Genomic DNA, 17,650 nt, shown 5'->3' on the forward strand with positions numbered 1-17,650 from the left:
GGCACTTCATCAGTAGCGCAGCAACTAAACTTCCCAATGTAGCCTCGGGTTTGGGGGGACATACCAAAGGTCGCGAACTTGCGTGTCGTCGCTGTTCGGCGTGGGATCAGCATCCCTGACGCGAAAGGTCGTCGGAATTTTCACCGCGCTTCCGAAGATTAGCGCGTGCTGCTTCGGTAGAGATGGCAAGCGTCTCAAAACCGTTTCCGAAATGAATGGCGTCATCTGTTTTATCTGAGAAAGATCGTCGGGGTTTTGGATGCGGTGAATGATGAAGTTGTTACACTGCGAGAGAACCGTCTTTGAAAGCTCGCTTGGCCGTTGTGAGGCCACAATTAAGAAAGCCCCGTATTTCCTGCCCTCTTTGGCAATCCGCTGGAAGGTTATGCCCGCGTCGATGGCAAAGCGGCTTGGGCGCTCGGAGATGTAACGGTGCGCCTCTTCCAGGATCAGATGAACAGGCATTTTGTTTCGGGGTATTGCTCGGCGCATCCGGTCGAAGATCAGCCTCGCGACAACGGCGGAAGCGAGTTCAACGATCTCGTCCGAAGCATCGTTCAGGTCGATGATGCAAAGCTGCCGCTGCTTCTGATAGCTCTCTCCATTTCTGGCGATACCCAAGAGACGGTCCACGAAATGGGTTGGCTCCCTATCATGATCTTCTAAGTTTTCGACCGAGGCCCGCAAAAACTCGAAGTCCGGGTTGTCAGAAACCGACTTCAGACGCGTTACCATCTGTGAGCAGTAGTCCCGTATCTGTTTGTTTCCGTTCGCTTCCTCATAATGCAGTGCCAGATCGAGTGCTGCCTGAAGCCTGTCGAAGGTGAATGGCTTGTGCGCATAGGTTGGAAGGACAGGCTCCTCTTGGACAAAATTCGATAGAAACTCCGCCAGCCCTTCTGCGTCGGAGAGTTGTCCATAGTTCACTCCAACTCTGCGCCTGATAGCAGCAATGCTGATTTCCTGCGTATTGAAAGAAGCGAGAATGGACAAAATGCGGTCCGATTTACTGGGACTGCTGGCATCACTTTGCAGAATCGCAAGGACAATTTTGGCAAGAACATGGTTTCGTATCGTTGCGATCCCGTCGGTGTCCTCGACGACACCACCTTCCTGCTCTGCGAAGAGGGTAGTTAGGCCGAGTGCAGTCCGAAGTGCGGGCTGCTGCGACCGTTCGCTGGCGCGCAACAGTAGCGCCCATTCATCGACCGTCATGAACCAATGCGGCAGTCGAAAGCGGCTTATTTCTTCATTCCCTACCAGGCTCCTCGCGGAAGCCTCGATCTCTGCACCGGGGTCGGTGGCTTTGAGATAGCTTGAATGGATGGACGACGGCAGATTGTCGAGCGCTTGTCGATACTCGCCGTTGACATCGAAGATCACAAAAGACGCACCAAGCGCGCCGAAGGCATCTGACTTTATGAAGACAGATTGGAAAATCGAGGCAACAGTGCAAGATTTTCCGCTTCCAGTATTGCCGAGGACGGCGACATGCCCCCCAAACAGTGCATCAAGTTGTGCTTTAACAGGGTAGTCCTTGAACACGGCAGAAGTGCCTATCTCGATGGTATGGGGCACTGTTCCCTCCTTTTCAGCGCCCTCGGCGTCGATCTTTTTCTGCTGATCTGCCGGTTGCTCCACGTTGAAGATGCGGTCCAGGTCTTCATCGCGCGCATAAAGGGCGTCTGCATAAAGCGGGGGAAACGTCGAGACACCAAATTTGAAGGAGCCACCTTGGACAGGCATAGAGCCAACCGGAACCACGTCTAAGAACTTTGCCGCTGTGGCTTTGTCCATTTCTGGCCCGTTACCATAGGCTGGCGAAAAATCCTTTTCCCTGAGGCCGATAACCTCCAAGACGACATACTCGGATTGGTTCGGCACCATGAGATACGCCCCCAGGGTCGCGACATAGTGGACATCATCAAAGCCAACGACTGTGAAGTTGTCGCTGCCCCTATGCAACTCGACAACGAGGCGATCCGCCGAAACGCTAACAATCTTGCCTATGGCGCGGCTCGCATCATCCCTCGCCATTTTCACCACCCTGCTGCTTGGAAAGCAGCTTCTTGAAAACCTTCTCGATAGCCTGCTCTTCTTTCTGATCCGCGCTCGTAGGCATCAAGTCCTGCACGATGCTGTCGAAATAATGCGCCTTCTTGCCCGTCTCCTCGTCGCTGCCCCAGATGAAAGAAATTCTCGGATCTCCCAGCGCTGCGAGCTCTTTCGTCACCGGATTGTTGGCGTCGTCAGGGTTGAGGAATGCGATCAGGCGGAAGCCTGGGAGGGTCAGCCCTTGAAAAATAATGTTGTTGATGTGCTCATCGCCGAAGCTGAAGCCCATCACGAAAAGGACGCTTTGGTCTTGAACAATTTGACGTTGAAACTCTCGGAACATATCTGAATAGGGTGAGCCGAAACTCGCCGTCTGCTTCGAGGGCGTCGGATAGATCATGACACGATCCTCGGCAGGGTCGAGCTTGTCAGCGGACTCCCGGATTGGGAAAAGGCCTGTCTCCTCTTCCGTCCAGTTTACAGACCCGTGGAGCTTGCAGAAATGCACATATCCATCGACCGCTGCCCATCTCTTTGAAGAAATATCGAGCTGCTCAGCCAAGGCGCGGCGGTATGTGGAAGGGTTGAAACGGCGCTCGACCGTGCCCGCAAACCCGTTGGAATAGGGGGTGCCGGATCGGTCCATCGCCCGCTCGTTGAACAGGTCGTAGTTGGTGGTGAAAACCCACGGCGGCGCGAGCCCACGGGATCGAGTCGTGAGCGACTGATAGAAGCGCCGGTAAAGCGTCACGACTGCTTCATCGCCGTGGGCAAAACGTCCCTCGGTGCATTTTTGAAGGATAAACTTTTTGACGCCCGCGATGACGGCTTCGACGGTTTCAATGGCTTCCTGAAACTCCCTCTTGGCGCTCGTCTTGCAAAATTGCTGCGCAGTCATCAGAACTTCCATCATTCGCTCAAGGTTTTTCTGGAAGTCTTCGTGCGTTAGGTCGATGCCAAGCTGGTCCTTGAGCGCATCTCGTTGTTCAGCCGTGACAAAGGCACCGACGCCGGGGAGACCGGGCATACGCTGAAGCGTTGTCCCAAACTCTGCCGCAAGCGGTCCCATCGTCGGAATACCAAGCTCATTGCCGTCGAGCATGTAAGACGAGCAACCGGAGCCAATGAGGAAAGACACATTCTTGGATCCGAATGCTTCTGCAAGATGACGCCGGATAATCTCAGCCCGGTCATCATACCCTGCTTCAGCATGGAGCTTCGCAAATTCGTCTTTGCTCCCTTTTCTAAAATTGATCAAAAAACCACTCCAATTGAATTTGAATCTTTGCCTTCCCAACTCAAGGTAACGTCGGAGCTCGCATTCTGTAAGTCCGCTTTCGGTTGTTGTGCCACAAGAATACGGAGGTGCAGCGAACGACTGCTTGCCGCCCTCCCGGTAGGTGCCCCAGGGTTCCGCAGTGCGATCCTGGTCGAGTGTCCGCTTCCGTGATCTGGCTGAGTTCGGTTTGCACGCGCAGCGAAGGTCGGCTCTCCGCCCTCTTGCGACCAGGACTGTTCGGCCCGAAGCGGCCGTTCGGGCAAGTCGCGCGGATTATCTGGTTTGGCTCCACTTTGATCTGTGCTGCAATACGCACAACTGAAAGCTTTTGGGGTCTTAGATTGTAATGCGTTGAACACATTCCACGGCATGGTTTTCCAGCGCGGTAAAGCTCTACTCGAGCATCCGCCGCAGACGAAGCAGCCTCGGATCCTCAGCTAGGAGCAGATCCGCAGAAACCAACTTATCCAGCATGTCAGTGGCACCATGGACAGGAATGATCGGATCGTCAGAGATTGTCCGATCTAAAACCTCCAAGACATGAGCGGGGCGCGCTTTCACTGCTTCGTCGAAGTTGCTGAAAAGGTAGACCTCGGGCCATTTCGGGAGTGGCCGCAGATGCAGATCGATGGCGTCCCAAGCCTGACCGGCCAAGGCTATGTTCACAAGAGCGATGATCGTTCGTTCGGTTTGCAGCGCTGCCTGCCGCGGCCAGACCGAGCGGAAAAAATGGTCGAGAATGCCCTCGTCGGTTAAGAGCCTTGCAGCCTCGCTAATAGCTGCAAGGCGGATCGCCTCGCTCCCGCGCCTCAATACATCTCGCAAGGTCTCGTCATCCAACGTACCACCCGGTTGCCATGCGAGGAGAAGTTGACCCACAAGCCACTTTGCGTTCCGGTCGTCTCGCGCGTCCATGGCGCCTGCGACGAGAAGGGGACGCAACTTCTCGAACAGTACTGTGGAGAAGCCTTGGTTATTCTGCATTAGCCCACCGAGCAGGGCGTCCCCGCGGATGCCGTCTATAGCGGACAGGACATGGGTCTCTGTCCAGTTCGGAGCGTGTGCGTGGAGGTAGTGTGTCTGCATACCCAAGATCGTCAGAACATGCACGCCATGCGGATGCGGTAGGCGCAACATCTTCTCAACCCAGGCCTGCCAGTCTTCCGGGAACGTACCGCCCTTCGCATCCGGGATGCGGGGATCGCGCATCATCACTTCCGCCAACTGCCCGGCGGGCGCATTGATGGCTCGGAAAGTCCAGTCCGGGTCGGGATCGTGATCGTCGGGCCACGGGACATCCGTGAGCAAAGGGACGAAGCGGTCGAAAAGTTGGTTCATGGCGATGACGGCGGAGGCGGTCTTTGACATCGACATCATCCAGTACCCGATTGCCCAAGCCTCGATGACTAGGACCCCGTCCGGGCACTCCTGAAGGAGGTCCAGTATCGGATCGACTGGATGCTCCGCCTCGACGGCCGCAACCAAGAGCTTGTGCAGCGCTTTTCCTCGATCCTTGTCGCTGGCTCTCGATTCGCGAATGGCATCGCAAGCACGGCCAAGATCGTAGCGCGCGAGCCCCGAGAACGGGTCGTCCTCTAAGAGGATATCGTCGGTCCGTCCGGTCAGATCAAGCGCGACTGAAACGATCTGCTGTGTTGGCACGCCGTCCAGCACGGCGTGGTCGGTGTTCGTCACGACCATGCCACCGCGCGAAACGAGGGGCTCAATGGCACGCGCGATGCTCTCTTCCGACCAGCTAGGAGCATCTTGCTGCCACGCCGCACGGCAGGCAGGCCAATCAAGGGGAATCGCGACCCCTTCATGTATCAGCCACCCAAGAACGTCCAGGCGCAACAACGCACGGAACTCGGTGCGCTGGTCAGGGCTCGCCCAATCCAAAATTTCGTCGCTCGGTCCGGTTAGAAGGCGCTCCGCAAGATGTACTCGGTCCTCCTCCGGCAGGTCGTCCCAGCGGTCACGAATTGTGTAAAGAAGGTCGCGCTGCATGCGCGAGTACCAGAAGATATCCTCGGGCATCTCAGTCAGAGCGGCTGCCGCCGTCGCACCATCCGACCGATCCCTGTCCAAAGCGAGCCACAGTCGAAGGTGGGCCCGAAACGGTCCGTCCGGCCAGGCCGCGACGTGGCGATCGAAGGCGGGCCGGTCGATCCGGCAGAAGCGGTCGAGCATCGCACAATAGCCGAAGACGGCGGCGCCAATGTCGTGCTTGTACTCGTAGGCGGAGCCGTCGTCGTGTGGCCTCACGAACGGCGGTAAGTGAGACAATGCAAACCGGCCGCGCCTCTCGGAGATGAGGGCCCCGAGCCTTGCTAGGTTTCGACCAAGCGCCTCCGTGACGGGTCGGACCCATTCGTCGGGACAGTCTATGCGCCAGAAGTCATCGCGATAGTCGATCTCGGTCGAGAACATCTGGCGCCGCGAGACGCCAGCTTCCCGTGGGGGAGGTGCCACCGAAGTGTCCGGTCTGACTTTCATCCGCGGGCGCGCCGTGTCCTCGAAGCGGCGGACCACGGCATTTGTCCAACCAGTCTCATCCATGCTGTGCTTGAACTCGTGAATAGCATGTCGGGGATCGTCGAACTGCGTCGGTGTCGAATTTGTGTCCCAGCTTTCGTACAGGATATCCCAAGCTTCCCTAGCGTCGCTCGGACGCTCAGTAAGGGTCAGTTCACGTTGCATCATCCAACGGAAACGTGCTCTCGGCACGCCTTGCCTTGACCACCACCAGAGGGAGGCGGGCTCGTCGGCGACCTTCGCGAGCCATGTCTCGATGACCAGGAGACGCGGTGGGAGCCGAAGCTCCTCTCTTGTCAATCCCGGACGAGAGGTCCCTGCTAGGTCCTGCAAAACCTCGTCCCGATCCGACACGCTCCAATCGAAGGCGCTCCATGAGTCGGAGGGTGCCTCGCGCTGTGGCCAGGGTCGCGAGTGGTCGAGAGGTGCGTCCTGATCGTCGTCCAGCCCGTAGAGACGTTGCGGGTCGACTTGTTCGGCGCCGGAACGATATAGGCCCGGTGCCTCTTCCCCCGGAGGCCCGAAGCGGATCGATCGATCCAATACACAGACCCATTCGGCAGGCGGTGCAGCTTCTGCGAAAGCTATCGCCCCTTCGGACGAGACAAGAAGGTCAGCTACTTGGCCACGCTCGTGAGGCGCGAGCGCACGCGGGCCTAAACGTGCGCGATTGGCGATTGTGGTCCTCCACCTCGATGGGTCGGCGACGCGGTCACCCCATGCCGATAACGTGTCCCAAAGTACTGAGTGTCCTTCGGAGGCATCGTAGGAAAGGGCGGTAACGCCTTTCGCGGCCCATCGTCCTCCATCATCGCCGGGATTGAACGCGTAGGCTTGGCCGGTGGGCGCTCCAGTGCGGCGCATGCCTTCAAGCAGGTACTGCATCGGCGGATCGTCTGCGGAGTAACCAAGGAAAACGACAGTGTGCTTCTCTAGCAGGTTGCGCATGAAGCGCGCCGCCCAGCCATCGGCGAGGTAGGCCGCGCCGAAGCTGGCTGTAGAGAGAACGAACCCGCCACGAGCTGGCAGTCCCGCCTCGTTGAGCGAGCCATGGAGCTTCACAAGGCCACCGACATTCGCAGGGAGGTCCGGCGGGAGATGCACAGCTATGTCCGGGGCAGCTAATTCGAAAAGCCGGTCGAAGTTGGTGGTTACTATGCGGGGGCCACCCCCGCCCCCTGAAGCGAGCTGCAGCACTGTGCGGTGAGCTGACAGGTCCGCATCCTCCGAAACTTGCAAACACTCGGCCACCACGCGCTCAACCATGTCGATATGAAACTCGGCCTCCAGTTCGCCGAAAATCCGGTCTGCCGGGGCAATGCTAGAGAAGCCTGGGGGCATTGGGATCGGAGGTGTAGCGGAGCGGATAGCTAACTCTGCGGCTAGCAGAAGCCCAGCAGGACCGTGCGGCGCAGGCCGGAGCGCTTCGAGGGCGCCGTTCAAGAGACCTTGGAAGGTTGGCAACCCTGCCGTTGCCATTGATACGCCCGCACCGCAGACAAAAACAGTCTGTCCAACATCGGTCGCCGTAAGGAGTGAAGATGGCAGTGCAGGGCCATTGGCATAGAAACGCATAGGACCCAAGTTGGATGCTTTAAGCGCAAAACCCAAGAGAAAATCGAGCGATGCAAAAGACTAACGTCCGACTAGAAACGCGGACATCTGAAACTCGAAGTCGAGTGGTTAGAAGTCCGCAAAGCAGACGCTTGGTCTCTGCGCAGCGAACGTCCGCTCTCCGCCCTTTGGGCCGAATGTGAAGGTCTATTCCGGCGGAACTGCGACCGCGCCGCGCCCTCCCGCAATTTTCCCCATTGCGTTGTCCCCCTCCCGAGGTGCATTTGTCCGCCATCATCACAAACTGCGCCCGGAGCGGATCACCCCGCTGCCGGGCGTTTTCATGTCCGGAGGGTGCCATGCTCACACTCAAGCTCGATGACGCGGCCTTCGGGGCGGCAACGCAGGAGCTGGGCGAGACGGGTATCAACCAGGCTGCAGCCTATGCGCTGACGGACACGGCGCAGGATGTCCTCGATCATGTGCAGGGCCGGATGGACGTCGTCTTCGATCGGCCAACGCGGTTCACGAAGAACGCTTTCATGGTCTGGCGCGCAACACCGAAGACGCTGGAAGCCAAGGTGATGGAGCGTCCCTCGGTGGGCGCGCGCCACTACCTGAAGGTCCAGGAAGAGGGCGGCACCCGGGGCCGCACCGGCCTTGAGCGACTGCTCGACAGCAAGATCGCATACGATGGTGATCTGCGGTCGGTGGTGCCGGCGGCGGGCGCGAAGCTCAACGCCTATGGCAACTGGCAGACGGGCGAGCGCAACCGGGCGCTTTCGGCGGTGCAGGCGCAGCGCGACAGCACGGCGAACACCACGGAGGCCTCGCGCAAGCGGAACCGCAAGCGGGCAGGCTTCTTCGTGCCGCGCAAGGGCTCGCAGCTCTCGCCCGGGATCTGGAAGCGGAGCGCCGCGGGCAAGATCACGAAGGTGCTGCACTTCACCTCGCTGGCGCCGCACTACGATAAGCGCCTCGGCTTTTTCGATGGCGCCGAGGAGGTGCGGGCCGCGCGTCTGCCGGTGCATCTGGCGCGGACGCTGGCGAAGGCCGCTGAGCGCGCGGCTCAAGCTGCGCGCTGAGCTCCCTGCGACACTTGGCGTTGCGCTGGTCGACGATTGCAGGACTTGTTTTCCTGCTCACCCTTTTGAAGGTTTGGTCGGCTTACGCGGTGGATCCTTTTTCGCCTGTCCTGAGTTGGACGTAGAACGGCGTCCTTGGCCCGATCCGGAAGAGCTATCTCGCATGTAGCTCTCCTTAATTACGGAGCGGTCATTACGTGTGTTTGCTTTCAAAATGTCGTCTGGTTTCTTGGCCACGAATCAAAACACCCTGGAGGAAAGATTGGACGAGAACGTAAAGCGGCTGATCTTGGAAACGCAACGCCGATCAGAAATGCGCTTGGCGGCGCAGCAAGCGGTCGCATTAGCCGCCGATGCGCGTGCCGTTACGTTCTGCTCCATCACAGTCGCTGCGGCTGCGGCACTTCTTGGGCTGGCGGCCGGCGTGAAAGACTCGCTCCCCATGATGATCAGCGGTCTGTGTTTGCTGTGTTCGGCTGGCGCTTCGGCCTATGCCTTTCGCCCCATGAATTGGGGGGCTCCCGGGCAATACGGCGAGGACTATGCCAGTGATATCGAGAGCAAGAAGAATTTTTACTCGGTAGTGCAGGAAGTGGTCTCTCACACCGATGAGAAAATCAAAGAGAACAATCAGCGTATGGCAAAAAATGCGTTGGCTTTCCGAATTGCGCTTTTGCTCGCATTGATTGGTCCAGTCACTTCTTTTGCTTACATTCTGATCAGACCGTTGATCTGATTCAGTTTGGGCCTCGCGTCTGCCGGCGCACCTGGCGCGGACGCTGGCCAAGGCCGCCGAACGCGCAGCCAAGGCCGGGCGTTGAGGCGCGCGGGTCCTTCCCGGGAGATGCCGCTACGGGGGTAATTCGCACCCCGACACGTGCAAATTAGCTATTTCCGGACGGGGTTTCGGATGTGGTTGTTGTTGTTGTTCCGACAGGAGAGATCACTTGGCCTTCCATCTTGAGGAGGCGCTTCGGCAGTTTCCTCTGCCGGAGGGCCAGAGCGACATGACGGTGAACCGGCGCCAGTGCGCGACGGCCCTCGATGTCTCGGAGCCGATGATCACACGGTACCTGGAGCAGGGGCTGCCGGTGGTGAACCGGGGCTCGAACGGGCAGGCCTACGAGTTCCAGCTCTCCGAGGTCTACGCGTGGAAGATGGCGCGGGACGCGGACGCCCGGGCGCTGGACGCGGCCGCCGAGCAGGCGGCAAACCAGATGCGGCTGCTCTTCCGCAACGATGAGGAAGAGGCCGCGGGGCCGGTTCTGACGGCGCAGCAGATCGCCCAGGAGGCGGATGCCGACTACAAGCGCAATCGGGCGGCCGAGCTGCGCGGGGAGCTGACCCGGGTCAACCGGGTGCGCGAGGTCTTCGAGGATGTGCTGATCGAGTTCCGCACCCAGGTGACCACGCTGGTGGACTTCGCAGAGATCGAGTTCAGCCTGGAGCCGGACCAGGTCGACCGGATGCAGCGGCGCTGTGATGCCGCCCTGACCAGTGCCCGGCATAACTTCGAGCGGGCCTTTCCGGGCGGAACCGTGACGTCTCTGGCCGATGAACGTACCGGGACCGGGCGCTGATGGTGGAGATGACCGGGGGCCGGATCGGCCAGCGCCTGGAGTTCGCGCCTCTGCCGGCGCTGGTGACGCCGCAGGAGATCCTGGCCGATTGCCTGCCGATCCTCGATCCGCCGAGCCGGGTGAGCCCCTCGGCCGCGGCCGAGCGCTACGTGCGGGTGCAGGTCTCGGGCGCCTGGCAGGACTTCGACCGCAAGCTGACGCCCTACATGGTCGAGCCGACGGACACGACGCAATCGCGGCTCTACAAGGGGGTGGGCTTCGTGGGCCCGTCGCAGAGCGGCAAGACCAAGATGCTGGAGACGGTGGCCTTCCACGCGGTGACCTGCGACCAGCGCCCGACGCTGATCGTGCACATGACGAAGGGTGACCGGGACAAATGGGTCGAGGAGAAGATCGACCCGACTATCCGCAACAGTCCTGAGCTCCAGGACCGGATCGGACAGGGACGCGATGACAGCACCTTCTCTCGGAAGCGTTTCCGCGGCATGCGGATCCTGATCGGCTATCCGACGCCCACGATCCTCTCGGGCGGCTCCTATGGGCTGGTGCTCTTGACGGACGTAGACCACATGCCGCTGAAGCTCGGCGGCAAGGACAACCCGGAAGGCTCGCCAGTCCGCATGGCGCAGAAGCGCATCCGCAGCTTCATGAGCCGCGGCTGCGTTCTAGCCGAAGGCAGCCCGGCCTGGCCGGTGCTGGATCCTTCCTGGCATCCCTCGAAGGAGCGGCCGCACGAGATGCCGCCCGTGGCCGGTGGCATGGTGGCCTTCTACAACGAGGGCACGCGGGGGCGCTGGTACTGGGAATGCCCGGACTGCGGCGGTGAGTTTGAACCCCGGATCGACCGGCTGGTCTATGACGCCAGCCTCGATCCCGGGGACGCAGGCGAGGCGGCCGAGATGGCCTGCCCGCATTGCGGCACGCTACTGGCGCACCGGCACAAGAACGAGATGAATGAGCGCGCACTCTCCGGGCGCGGTGGCTGGCGGCACGAAGGCCGCACGCCGGGCCAGATCGTGGCGCTCGGGGATGCGGAGATCCGCAAGACCGACGTTGCGAGCTATGCGCTGAACGGGGCGGCGGCGCGGTTCTCGACCTGGGCGGAGATCGTTACAGAGTACGAGAATGCCAAGCGCCGGGCCGAGACGCTCGGCGATGATGCCGATCTGGCGACCTGTCACTACACCTCGATTGGCATCCCGCACCGCCGGCTGCAGGTCGCGGATGAGGATGCGCTCGGGAAACAGTTCCTGCGCGATCACGCCCAGCTCGCAACCAAGGGCGTGGCGCCGTCCTGGACGCGGTTCATCACTATTACGGTGGACGTGCAGAAGGGCTGGTTCCCGGTCCAGGTGACGGCCTGGGGCGAAGGCGGCAGGGCGCAAGTGGTCGACCGGATCGACCTGACCGCGCCGCCGACGGATGCCCCGAATGCGGCGCCCGATGCGGAGGGGCACCAACGGCGCCTCGACCCGGCGCGCTACCTTGAGGATTGGGCGGTGCTGACCGGGCTGCCGGATCGGGTGATCCCGGTGGACGGGGCCGACTATGGCTTGAAGCCGGTACGTGTTGCCGTCGACTTCCAGGGCGAGCCCGGCGTCTCGGACAATGCCACGGCCTTCCTGCTGGAACGGCGGCGGGCGCAACAGGGCGCGCGCTGGCGTCTGACGCGCGGGCAGGGCGGCTGGAAGGTACCGTTCCGCACGAAGTACGAGGCGCCGGAGCATGGTTCGGGCGGCAAGCGGGCGCGCCCGATCAAGTTGCTGACAGTGGCGACGGACCGACTGAAGGACACCTTCGAGGCCGCGCTGCGCAAGGCCGCCGGTGGGGCCGGCGGTTTCTTCCTGCCGAGCTGGATGACGCAGGACGAAGACCAGCTCGGGGAATACGTGGCCGAAGAGCGCCTGTCCGGGGGCTGGGCCAAGAAAGCCGGACAGGTGCGGAACGAAGGCACGGACCTCTCGGTGCAGGCGCGGGCTCTGGCCGAGGACAAGGGCATGCTTCTGATCGACTGGACGAAGCCACCGGCCTGGGCGGTCGGAGGGACGCAAAACACCTTTGCGGTGCCCCTGGGGCGGAGCGGAGAGACGGAAGCGGCGATGGCTCGCCCATCGCAACCGGCAAAGCCGAAGCAGATCAATTTCCTGAAGAGGTAACAATGGCCTACAGCCAAGCCGAAGTGGACGCGCTGCGTTCCGCTCTCGCCCGAGGTGCGACCCATTACAAGCTGAACGGCGAAGAGGTGACCTATGCCTCGCTGGCCGAGATGCGGCGCCAGCTGCGCGAGATGGAAGCCGAGCTCAAAGGGTCGCCTACGAGCGGGCCGGTGATCGGCTATGCCAGGACGTCGCGGGGGCTCTGATGGCAAACTGGATCGACCGCGCCATCCTGCAGATTTCGCCCGAGCGCGGTGCCCGCCGGTTGGCGGCCCGTGCCAAGGCCGGGGTGCTGATGAACTACGACGCCGCGAGCAAAGGCCGCCGCACCCATGGCTGGAAAGCGCCGGCGACGGATGCGGACACGGCGGCTGGGGGCAGCCGCAAGCAACTGCGCTTCCTGTCACGGGACTTCATCCGCAATCGTTCGCTGGCGGCGCGCGGGCAGGCGGTGGTGACCGGCAACGTGGTGGGCACGGGGATCATGCCCTCGGTGCAGGCAGACACGCCGGAAGCTGCAACCGAGGCCATGGACGTGATCCGGGCGCATCTTCTGACCTCGGCCATCGACGCCTATGGGGTCGAGGCGCTGCCGGGCCTGCAGCGGCAGGTGATGAACACGGTCTTCTCGGATGGGGAGGTGCTGATCCGTCGCCGCATGCGGGACCTGCGGTACGAGCCGGGGCTTGCCCTGCCGTTCCAGGTCCAGCTGATGGAGGCCGACTACCTGGACGAGACGATCACCAGTCATGGCCGGAACGAGGTTGTGGAGGGGATCGAATACGGGCCGACAGGCCGGGCGGTGGCCTATCACCTCTATGATGTGCACCCCGGCGACGGGATGCACCTGAAGGGCCGGCGCTTTGCCAGCAGCCGGGTGCCGGCCGAACAGATCCTCCATGTGCGACGGATCGACCGGCCGGGCCAGATGCGCGGCATTCCCTGGCTGGCGCCGGTGATGATGACCATCGGCGAGCTGAGCGATTACCAGGAGGCGCAGATCCTGAAGCAGAAGATCGCCTCGCTGCTGGCCTTCTTTGTCGAGGCCGGGGATGACGGCACGGTCTATGACGGGGCCAAGATCGAGGAGATTGCGCCCGGGGCGATTGTCGGCCTCGGCGTGGGCCAGAAGGTGACGCCGAGCGAGCCGCCGAAGGTGGACGGCTATCCGGACTTCATGCGCGAGGGGGTGCGCGTCATCGCCACGGGCCTCGGGCTGACCTACGAGAGCTTCGGCGATCTGACCGGCGTGAACTTCAGCTCCGGCCGCATGGGGCGGATGGAGATGGATCGGTTCATCCAGGTCTGGCAGCAGCAGCTGATCATCGGCCAGATGTGCACCGGGATCGCGCGCTGGACGCTGGACAGCTGGCGCCTGGTACAGCTCTCGCAGCGCCTGCCGGCACCGCCGAAGGCGCTGGAATGGACGCCCCCCCGGCGGCCGCTGATCGATCCCTCGAAGGAGATCAGGGCGGCCGTCGACGAGATCGACGCCGGCCTGACCAGCCGTCAGCGCAAGCAGCGCGAGATGGGCTACGACCCCGATGTTATCGCCCGCGAGCGGGCAGAAGATGCGGCCCGCGATGGGACCGCCCCGATCCCCCAACCAGACCCAGGAGAGTGAGATGGACGGTGAAGACCTGATCCTCAATGGCGAGATCATCCTGGAAGGCGACGTCCTTCCGCATGACTTCTGCCAGTACATGGAGAGCGGCTGCTTCTCCGCCCGCATGGTGCGCGAGGCGCTGGCGCGGCTCGAAGGCGACGTGATCGTGCGCGTCAACTCCGCGGGCGGCAGCCCCTACGAGGGCGAGGCCATCCGGGCTGCCTTCGAGGCCCACAAGGGCAATGTGCAGGTGATCGTGGGCGGCATTGCCGCCTCGGCCGCCTCGCTGATGATCATGTCGGCGGATCGGATCGAGATGACCGCCGGCTCCTTCCTGATGATCCACAATCCGAGCCGGTGCCTCTGCGGCACGGCGGAGGAACTGCGCAAGGAAGCGGAAGATCTCGACCGCCTCGCCGCGGTCTATGCCGGTGTCTATGCGACCCGCTCGGGCAAGAGCGTTGAAGAGATCATGCGCATGATGAACCTGGAGACCTGGCTCGGCCCGATGGACGCGGTCTCGGCAGGCTTCGCGGATGCGGTGGTGGGCGCTCCTGAAGAGGCCCCGGCGGACGCGCCTGCCGGCATCGCCGCCGTCATGTCGCTGCACCAGCGCTCGCTCGCCAACCTTCGCATGTGCGCAGAACATTTCACGCCGGGGGCCGACGCGCCTGCCGGTTCTTCGGCTGCCCGTGGCGGCCAAACTTCGGCCGTTATGGCCGCAACTCAGGAGACCCATATGGATCCCGTAAACCCTACCGCCGCGGCCCCTTCGACCACGGTGCAGACCCAGCCCGTACCGCCCGCGCCCTCGATGCAGGCGCAGGACGAGGCCGCGATCACGCAACGCGCCGTGGCCTCCGAGCGCCAGCGCCAGAGCCAGATCCGGCAAATGGCGCAGCCCTTCATGCGCGCCGGGCAGCTGACCGAGGCGCAGGTCGAGCAACTGATCGAGGATGGCACCACGGCCGAGACCGCCGGCAACAGGATGATGACCTTCATGGCCCAGGCCGAGCCCCTGTCGGGCGCCGGTGGCCAGCAGGTGCGCGTCACCCGCGACGAAGGCGAGACCCGGATGGAAGGCATGATCCAGGCGATGATGCGCGATTACGCCGGTCCCGGCGCGCAGTTCCGCGGCATGCGGGTGCGCGGGCTGGCGATGGAGCTAGCCGGCCGCAGCCGCACCTACTCCGACAACGAGACACTGCGGGCGGGCTTCCGGTCCACCTCGATGATGGGCGGTGCGCATGGCGTGTCGGACTTCGCCTATATCACCACCGAGGTGATGAACCGCAGCCTGATCGCCGAGTACGAGCGCCGGGGGGCCAACTGGAACATGGTGACCGGCACGCCGCTCTCGGCCTCGGACTTCCGCGAGCTGCATGCCGTTCGCTTCGGCGGGGACTTCCAGCTGAAGACCGTGAAGGAAAACGGCGAGTACCAGGAAGCGACCCTGAGCGACGAATCCGAAGGCCTGAAGGTCGAGCGCAAGGGGCGCACCATCAACCTGACCTTCGAGGCGGTGGTGAACGATGACATGGGGGCCTTCAACCGGATCCCGCGCGAGTTCGCCCTTGCCGCCCGCGTGATGGAAAGCGCCATGGTCTGGGCGCTGATCCGCACGAACGCCAAGCTGAAGTCGGACAGCAAGGCGCTGTTCCACAACGATCACAAGAACCTCGCCGGGACGGCCGCCGCGCTCTCGGTGGCTTCGGTGGGGGCCGGGCGCAAGGCGCTTTGGGAACAGACGGCCTATGGCTCGAAGGACGGCGATGACTTCCTGATGGTCGAGCCCAACCTGCTGATCGTGCCGCCGGCGCTGGAAGTCACGGCGCTACAGTTCGCCACCGCGACCACCCCGGCGAAAGACGGCGATGCCAACCCCTACAAGGGCACCCTGCAGCCGGTGACGGTGCCGAACCTCGGCGCGGCCGCGGGTGGCTCGGATACCGCCTGGTATCTCGTCTCGCAGGATCTGCCGCCGGTCTCGGTGGCCTACCTGGAGGGCTACGAGGCGCCGACCGTGCAGACGGTCGAGGGCATGAACCCCGACAAGGTGACGATGAACGCCCGCCACATCTTCGGCGCGGCCGCCAGCGAATACCGCGGATCCTACAAGAACGCCGGCGCCTGATCAGGGCGCCAGGCAGGCATGACATGAGACGGGACACGGGGCGGCATCGGGCCGCCCCGCGTCTTTCTGGAGCATTCTCAACAGGAGCGTGAGATGAAGAATTATCTGTTCCCGGGTGACAACATCACCCTCCCGGCGCCGGCAGAAGTCAAGGCCGGCACCTTCGTGCAGGTAGGCAGCCTCGGCGGTGTGGCCCAGGGCGATGCCGCCGCCGGTGAAGACGTGGTGCTGGTGCGCCGCGGCGGCTTTGAGCTGGGCAAGACCGAGGCTGAAGCCTGGACCGTCGGCCAGAAGATCTACTGGGATGGCACCGCCGGCGAGATGACCGGCACCGCGGCCGGCAATGTCCTGGTGGGGGCGGCCGCAGCCGTTGCCGCCAACCCCTCCACCACCGGCTGGGTGGTGCTGGACGGTGGCGTGCTGCCCGCAGCGGAAGCTGAGGCCTGATGAGCCTCTTTGACGGCATGGCCGGGGTGCTGACCAAGGTGTTCGGCGCCCCGGTCACCTACACGCCCCAGGGCGGAGTGGCGCGTCAGGTCCACTCGGTGTTCCGGCGCCAGCCGGTCGAGGCGGTGGATCCGGACAATCACCCGGTGCTGGTGGTGAACCCAACCTGGACGGTGCCGAAGACCCTCGCCCCGGAGGTGGCGGCAGGGGATCGGATCGAACCGGGCGACGGCAAAACCTACGAGATCCTGAACGTCTGGCCCTCCGGCTCGCCGGCGGCCGACGCGCGGGTGCTCTGCGAACTGTTCGAGGTCGCCGGGGAGGTGGACTGATGGCGCACTACCGCACGGCATACCGGGCTGCAGCAAAGGCGGCCCTCGCGGCGGCATTCTCTGACGTGACCCTGATGTCGGCCTGGGCGCAGAACATCGACGCCGAGAAGCTGCCGGTGATCGGCGTGGTTACGCCTTCTGAGCGGAGCGCGCCGGATAGCCACACGAACGTGCAGAAGGGCACGCTCCTGCAGGTCGTGCTGAAGCGGCGCGGCGGCGAAGACATCGAAGACGGTCTCGATGACGACAGCACGGCCATCGAGGCCGCAGTCATCGGGGCGATCCGGACCAGAGACGTCCAGTGCCTCCTGGAGGAGGTGACCACGGTGGTGAACGGCGAGGGTGCGCAGCGCATCGGGACCGTGACCGCGAGCTTCCGCGTGACCAGCTGGCGCGCGGCAGTCTAACCCTCAACATCGGAGCAAGACATGAGTGAAACGGGCGTAGGCCTTGGCTATGGCGCCAAGGTACGGATCGGGCGCGGCGAAACGCCGACCTGGACCGCCATCGCGGGGATCGGGGATTTCGACCTGCCTGCCGGGGAGAATGACGAGGTGGACGTCACCTCGCATTCCTCGCCGAACCGGACCAAGGAATACATCCCCGGCCTGACCGACAACGGCTCGCTGTCGCTGCCGGTGGATTACATCCCGGAAAGCACGCAGGACATGCTGCTGCGCTACCTGCGCGCCACCGGCGAGCTGATCCAGGTCGAGATCACGCCTGCCGGCGCCACGACGCCGGAGATCTACGCTGGCTTCGTCAAGTCCTACGGGCGCACTGCGCCGGTGCAGGGCAAGTCGGCCGCCACGCTGGTCTTCCGCATCAACGGCATTGTCTCCGGTGAGGCCACCGATCCGGCGGCCGCGGGTTCGGGGGAGTAATCC

At 62.9% G+C, this 17,650-nt stretch carries 14 protein-coding genes; 11 read left to right on the forward strand and 3 right to left on the reverse strand.

Annotated features, from left to right (window positions below; all coding sequences use genetic code 11):
* Window positions 1–24: 24 nt before the first annotated feature.
* From AC0WR5_RS09325 to AC0WR5_RS09335, 3 genes are all read right to left on the reverse strand, one after another.
* Window positions 25–2,037 carry an ATP-binding protein gene (locus AC0WR5_RS09325; protein ID WP_475868485.1) on the reverse strand — a complete coding sequence of 671 codons (2,013 nt, stop codon included), beginning with the start codon at window positions 2,035–2,037 and terminating at the stop codon, window positions 25–27.
* On the reverse strand, window positions 2,024–3,313 hold the full coding sequence (locus AC0WR5_RS09330) for an SIR2 family protein (protein WP_475868487.1): 1,290 nt from the start codon (window positions 3,311–3,313) through the stop codon (window positions 2,024–2,026). The genes AC0WR5_RS09325 and AC0WR5_RS09330 overlap by 14 nt, the downstream gene beginning before the upstream one ends.
* A 414-nt stretch (window positions 3,314–3,727) precedes the next feature.
* Complete coding sequence (locus AC0WR5_RS09335; RefSeq protein ID WP_475868489.1) at window positions 3,728–7,210, reverse strand: SIR2 family protein; 3,483 nt, start codon at window positions 7,208–7,210, stop codon at window positions 3,728–3,730.
* A 572-nt stretch (window positions 7,211–7,782) separates the two neighbouring features.
* Between AC0WR5_RS09335 and AC0WR5_RS09340 the strand changes: the two genes are divergently transcribed.
* From AC0WR5_RS09340 to AC0WR5_RS09390, 11 genes are all read left to right on the forward strand, one after another.
* Window positions 7,783–8,508, forward strand: coding sequence for a hypothetical protein (locus AC0WR5_RS09340; protein ID WP_475868491.1), 726 nt, complete (start codon window positions 7,783–7,785; stop codon window positions 8,506–8,508).
* Between the two features lie 262 nt (window positions 8,509–8,770).
* The gene (locus AC0WR5_RS09345; protein WP_475868493.1) at window positions 8,771–9,244 is read left to right on the forward strand and encodes a hypothetical protein; all 474 of its coding nucleotides are present in this window, start codon (window positions 8,771–8,773) and stop codon (window positions 9,242–9,244) included.
* Window positions 9,245–9,455: 211 nt separating this feature from the next.
* Window positions 9,456–10,088 (forward strand): hypothetical protein, encoded by a 633-nt coding sequence (locus tag AC0WR5_RS09350; protein ID WP_475868495.1) that lies wholly within the window; start codon window positions 9,456–9,458, stop codon window positions 10,086–10,088.
* Entirely contained in the window at window positions 10,088–12,244 is a 2,157-nt protein-coding gene (locus AC0WR5_RS09355) for a terminase gpA endonuclease subunit (RefSeq protein ID WP_475868497.1), read from the forward strand. The genes AC0WR5_RS09350 and AC0WR5_RS09355 overlap by 1 nt, the downstream gene beginning before the upstream one ends.
* A gap of 2 nt (window positions 12,245–12,246) precedes the next feature.
* Entirely contained in the window at window positions 12,247–12,450 is a 204-nt protein-coding gene (locus AC0WR5_RS09360) for a phage head-tail joining protein (RefSeq protein WP_475868499.1), read from the forward strand.
* On the forward strand, window positions 12,450–13,868 hold the full coding sequence (locus AC0WR5_RS09365) for a phage portal protein (protein ID WP_475868501.1): 1,419 nt from the start codon (window positions 12,450–12,452) through the stop codon (window positions 13,866–13,868). Before AC0WR5_RS09360 ends, AC0WR5_RS09365 begins: the two co-directional genes overlap by 1 nt.
* A 1-nt stretch (window position 13,869) precedes the next feature.
* The gene (locus AC0WR5_RS09370; RefSeq protein WP_475868503.1) at window positions 13,870–15,984 is read left to right on the forward strand and encodes a head maturation protease, ClpP-related; all 2,115 of its coding nucleotides are present in this window, start codon (window positions 13,870–13,872) and stop codon (window positions 15,982–15,984) included.
* Window positions 15,985–16,077: 93 nt separating this feature from the next.
* Entirely contained in the window at window positions 16,078–16,431 is a 354-nt protein-coding gene (locus AC0WR5_RS09375) for a DUF2190 family protein (RefSeq protein ID WP_475868505.1), read from the forward strand.
* The gene (locus AC0WR5_RS09380; RefSeq protein WP_475868507.1) at window positions 16,431–16,763 is read left to right on the forward strand and encodes a head-tail joining protein; all 333 of its coding nucleotides are present in this window, start codon (window positions 16,431–16,433) and stop codon (window positions 16,761–16,763) included. The genes AC0WR5_RS09375 and AC0WR5_RS09380 overlap by 1 nt, the downstream gene beginning before the upstream one ends.
* Window positions 16,763–17,170 carry a hypothetical protein gene (locus AC0WR5_RS09385; protein WP_475868510.1) on the forward strand — a complete coding sequence of 136 codons (408 nt, stop codon included), beginning with the start codon at window positions 16,763–16,765 and terminating at the stop codon, window positions 17,168–17,170. Before AC0WR5_RS09380 ends, AC0WR5_RS09385 begins: the two co-directional genes overlap by 1 nt.
* Before the next feature lie 21 nt (window positions 17,171–17,191).
* Complete coding sequence (locus AC0WR5_RS09390; protein ID WP_475868512.1) at window positions 17,192–17,647, forward strand: phage tail tube protein; 456 nt, start codon at window positions 17,192–17,194, stop codon at window positions 17,645–17,647.
* Window positions 17,648–17,650 lie beyond the last annotated feature (3 nt).

This window comes from Pseudooceanicola sp. DL12 (assembly GCF_056270665.1).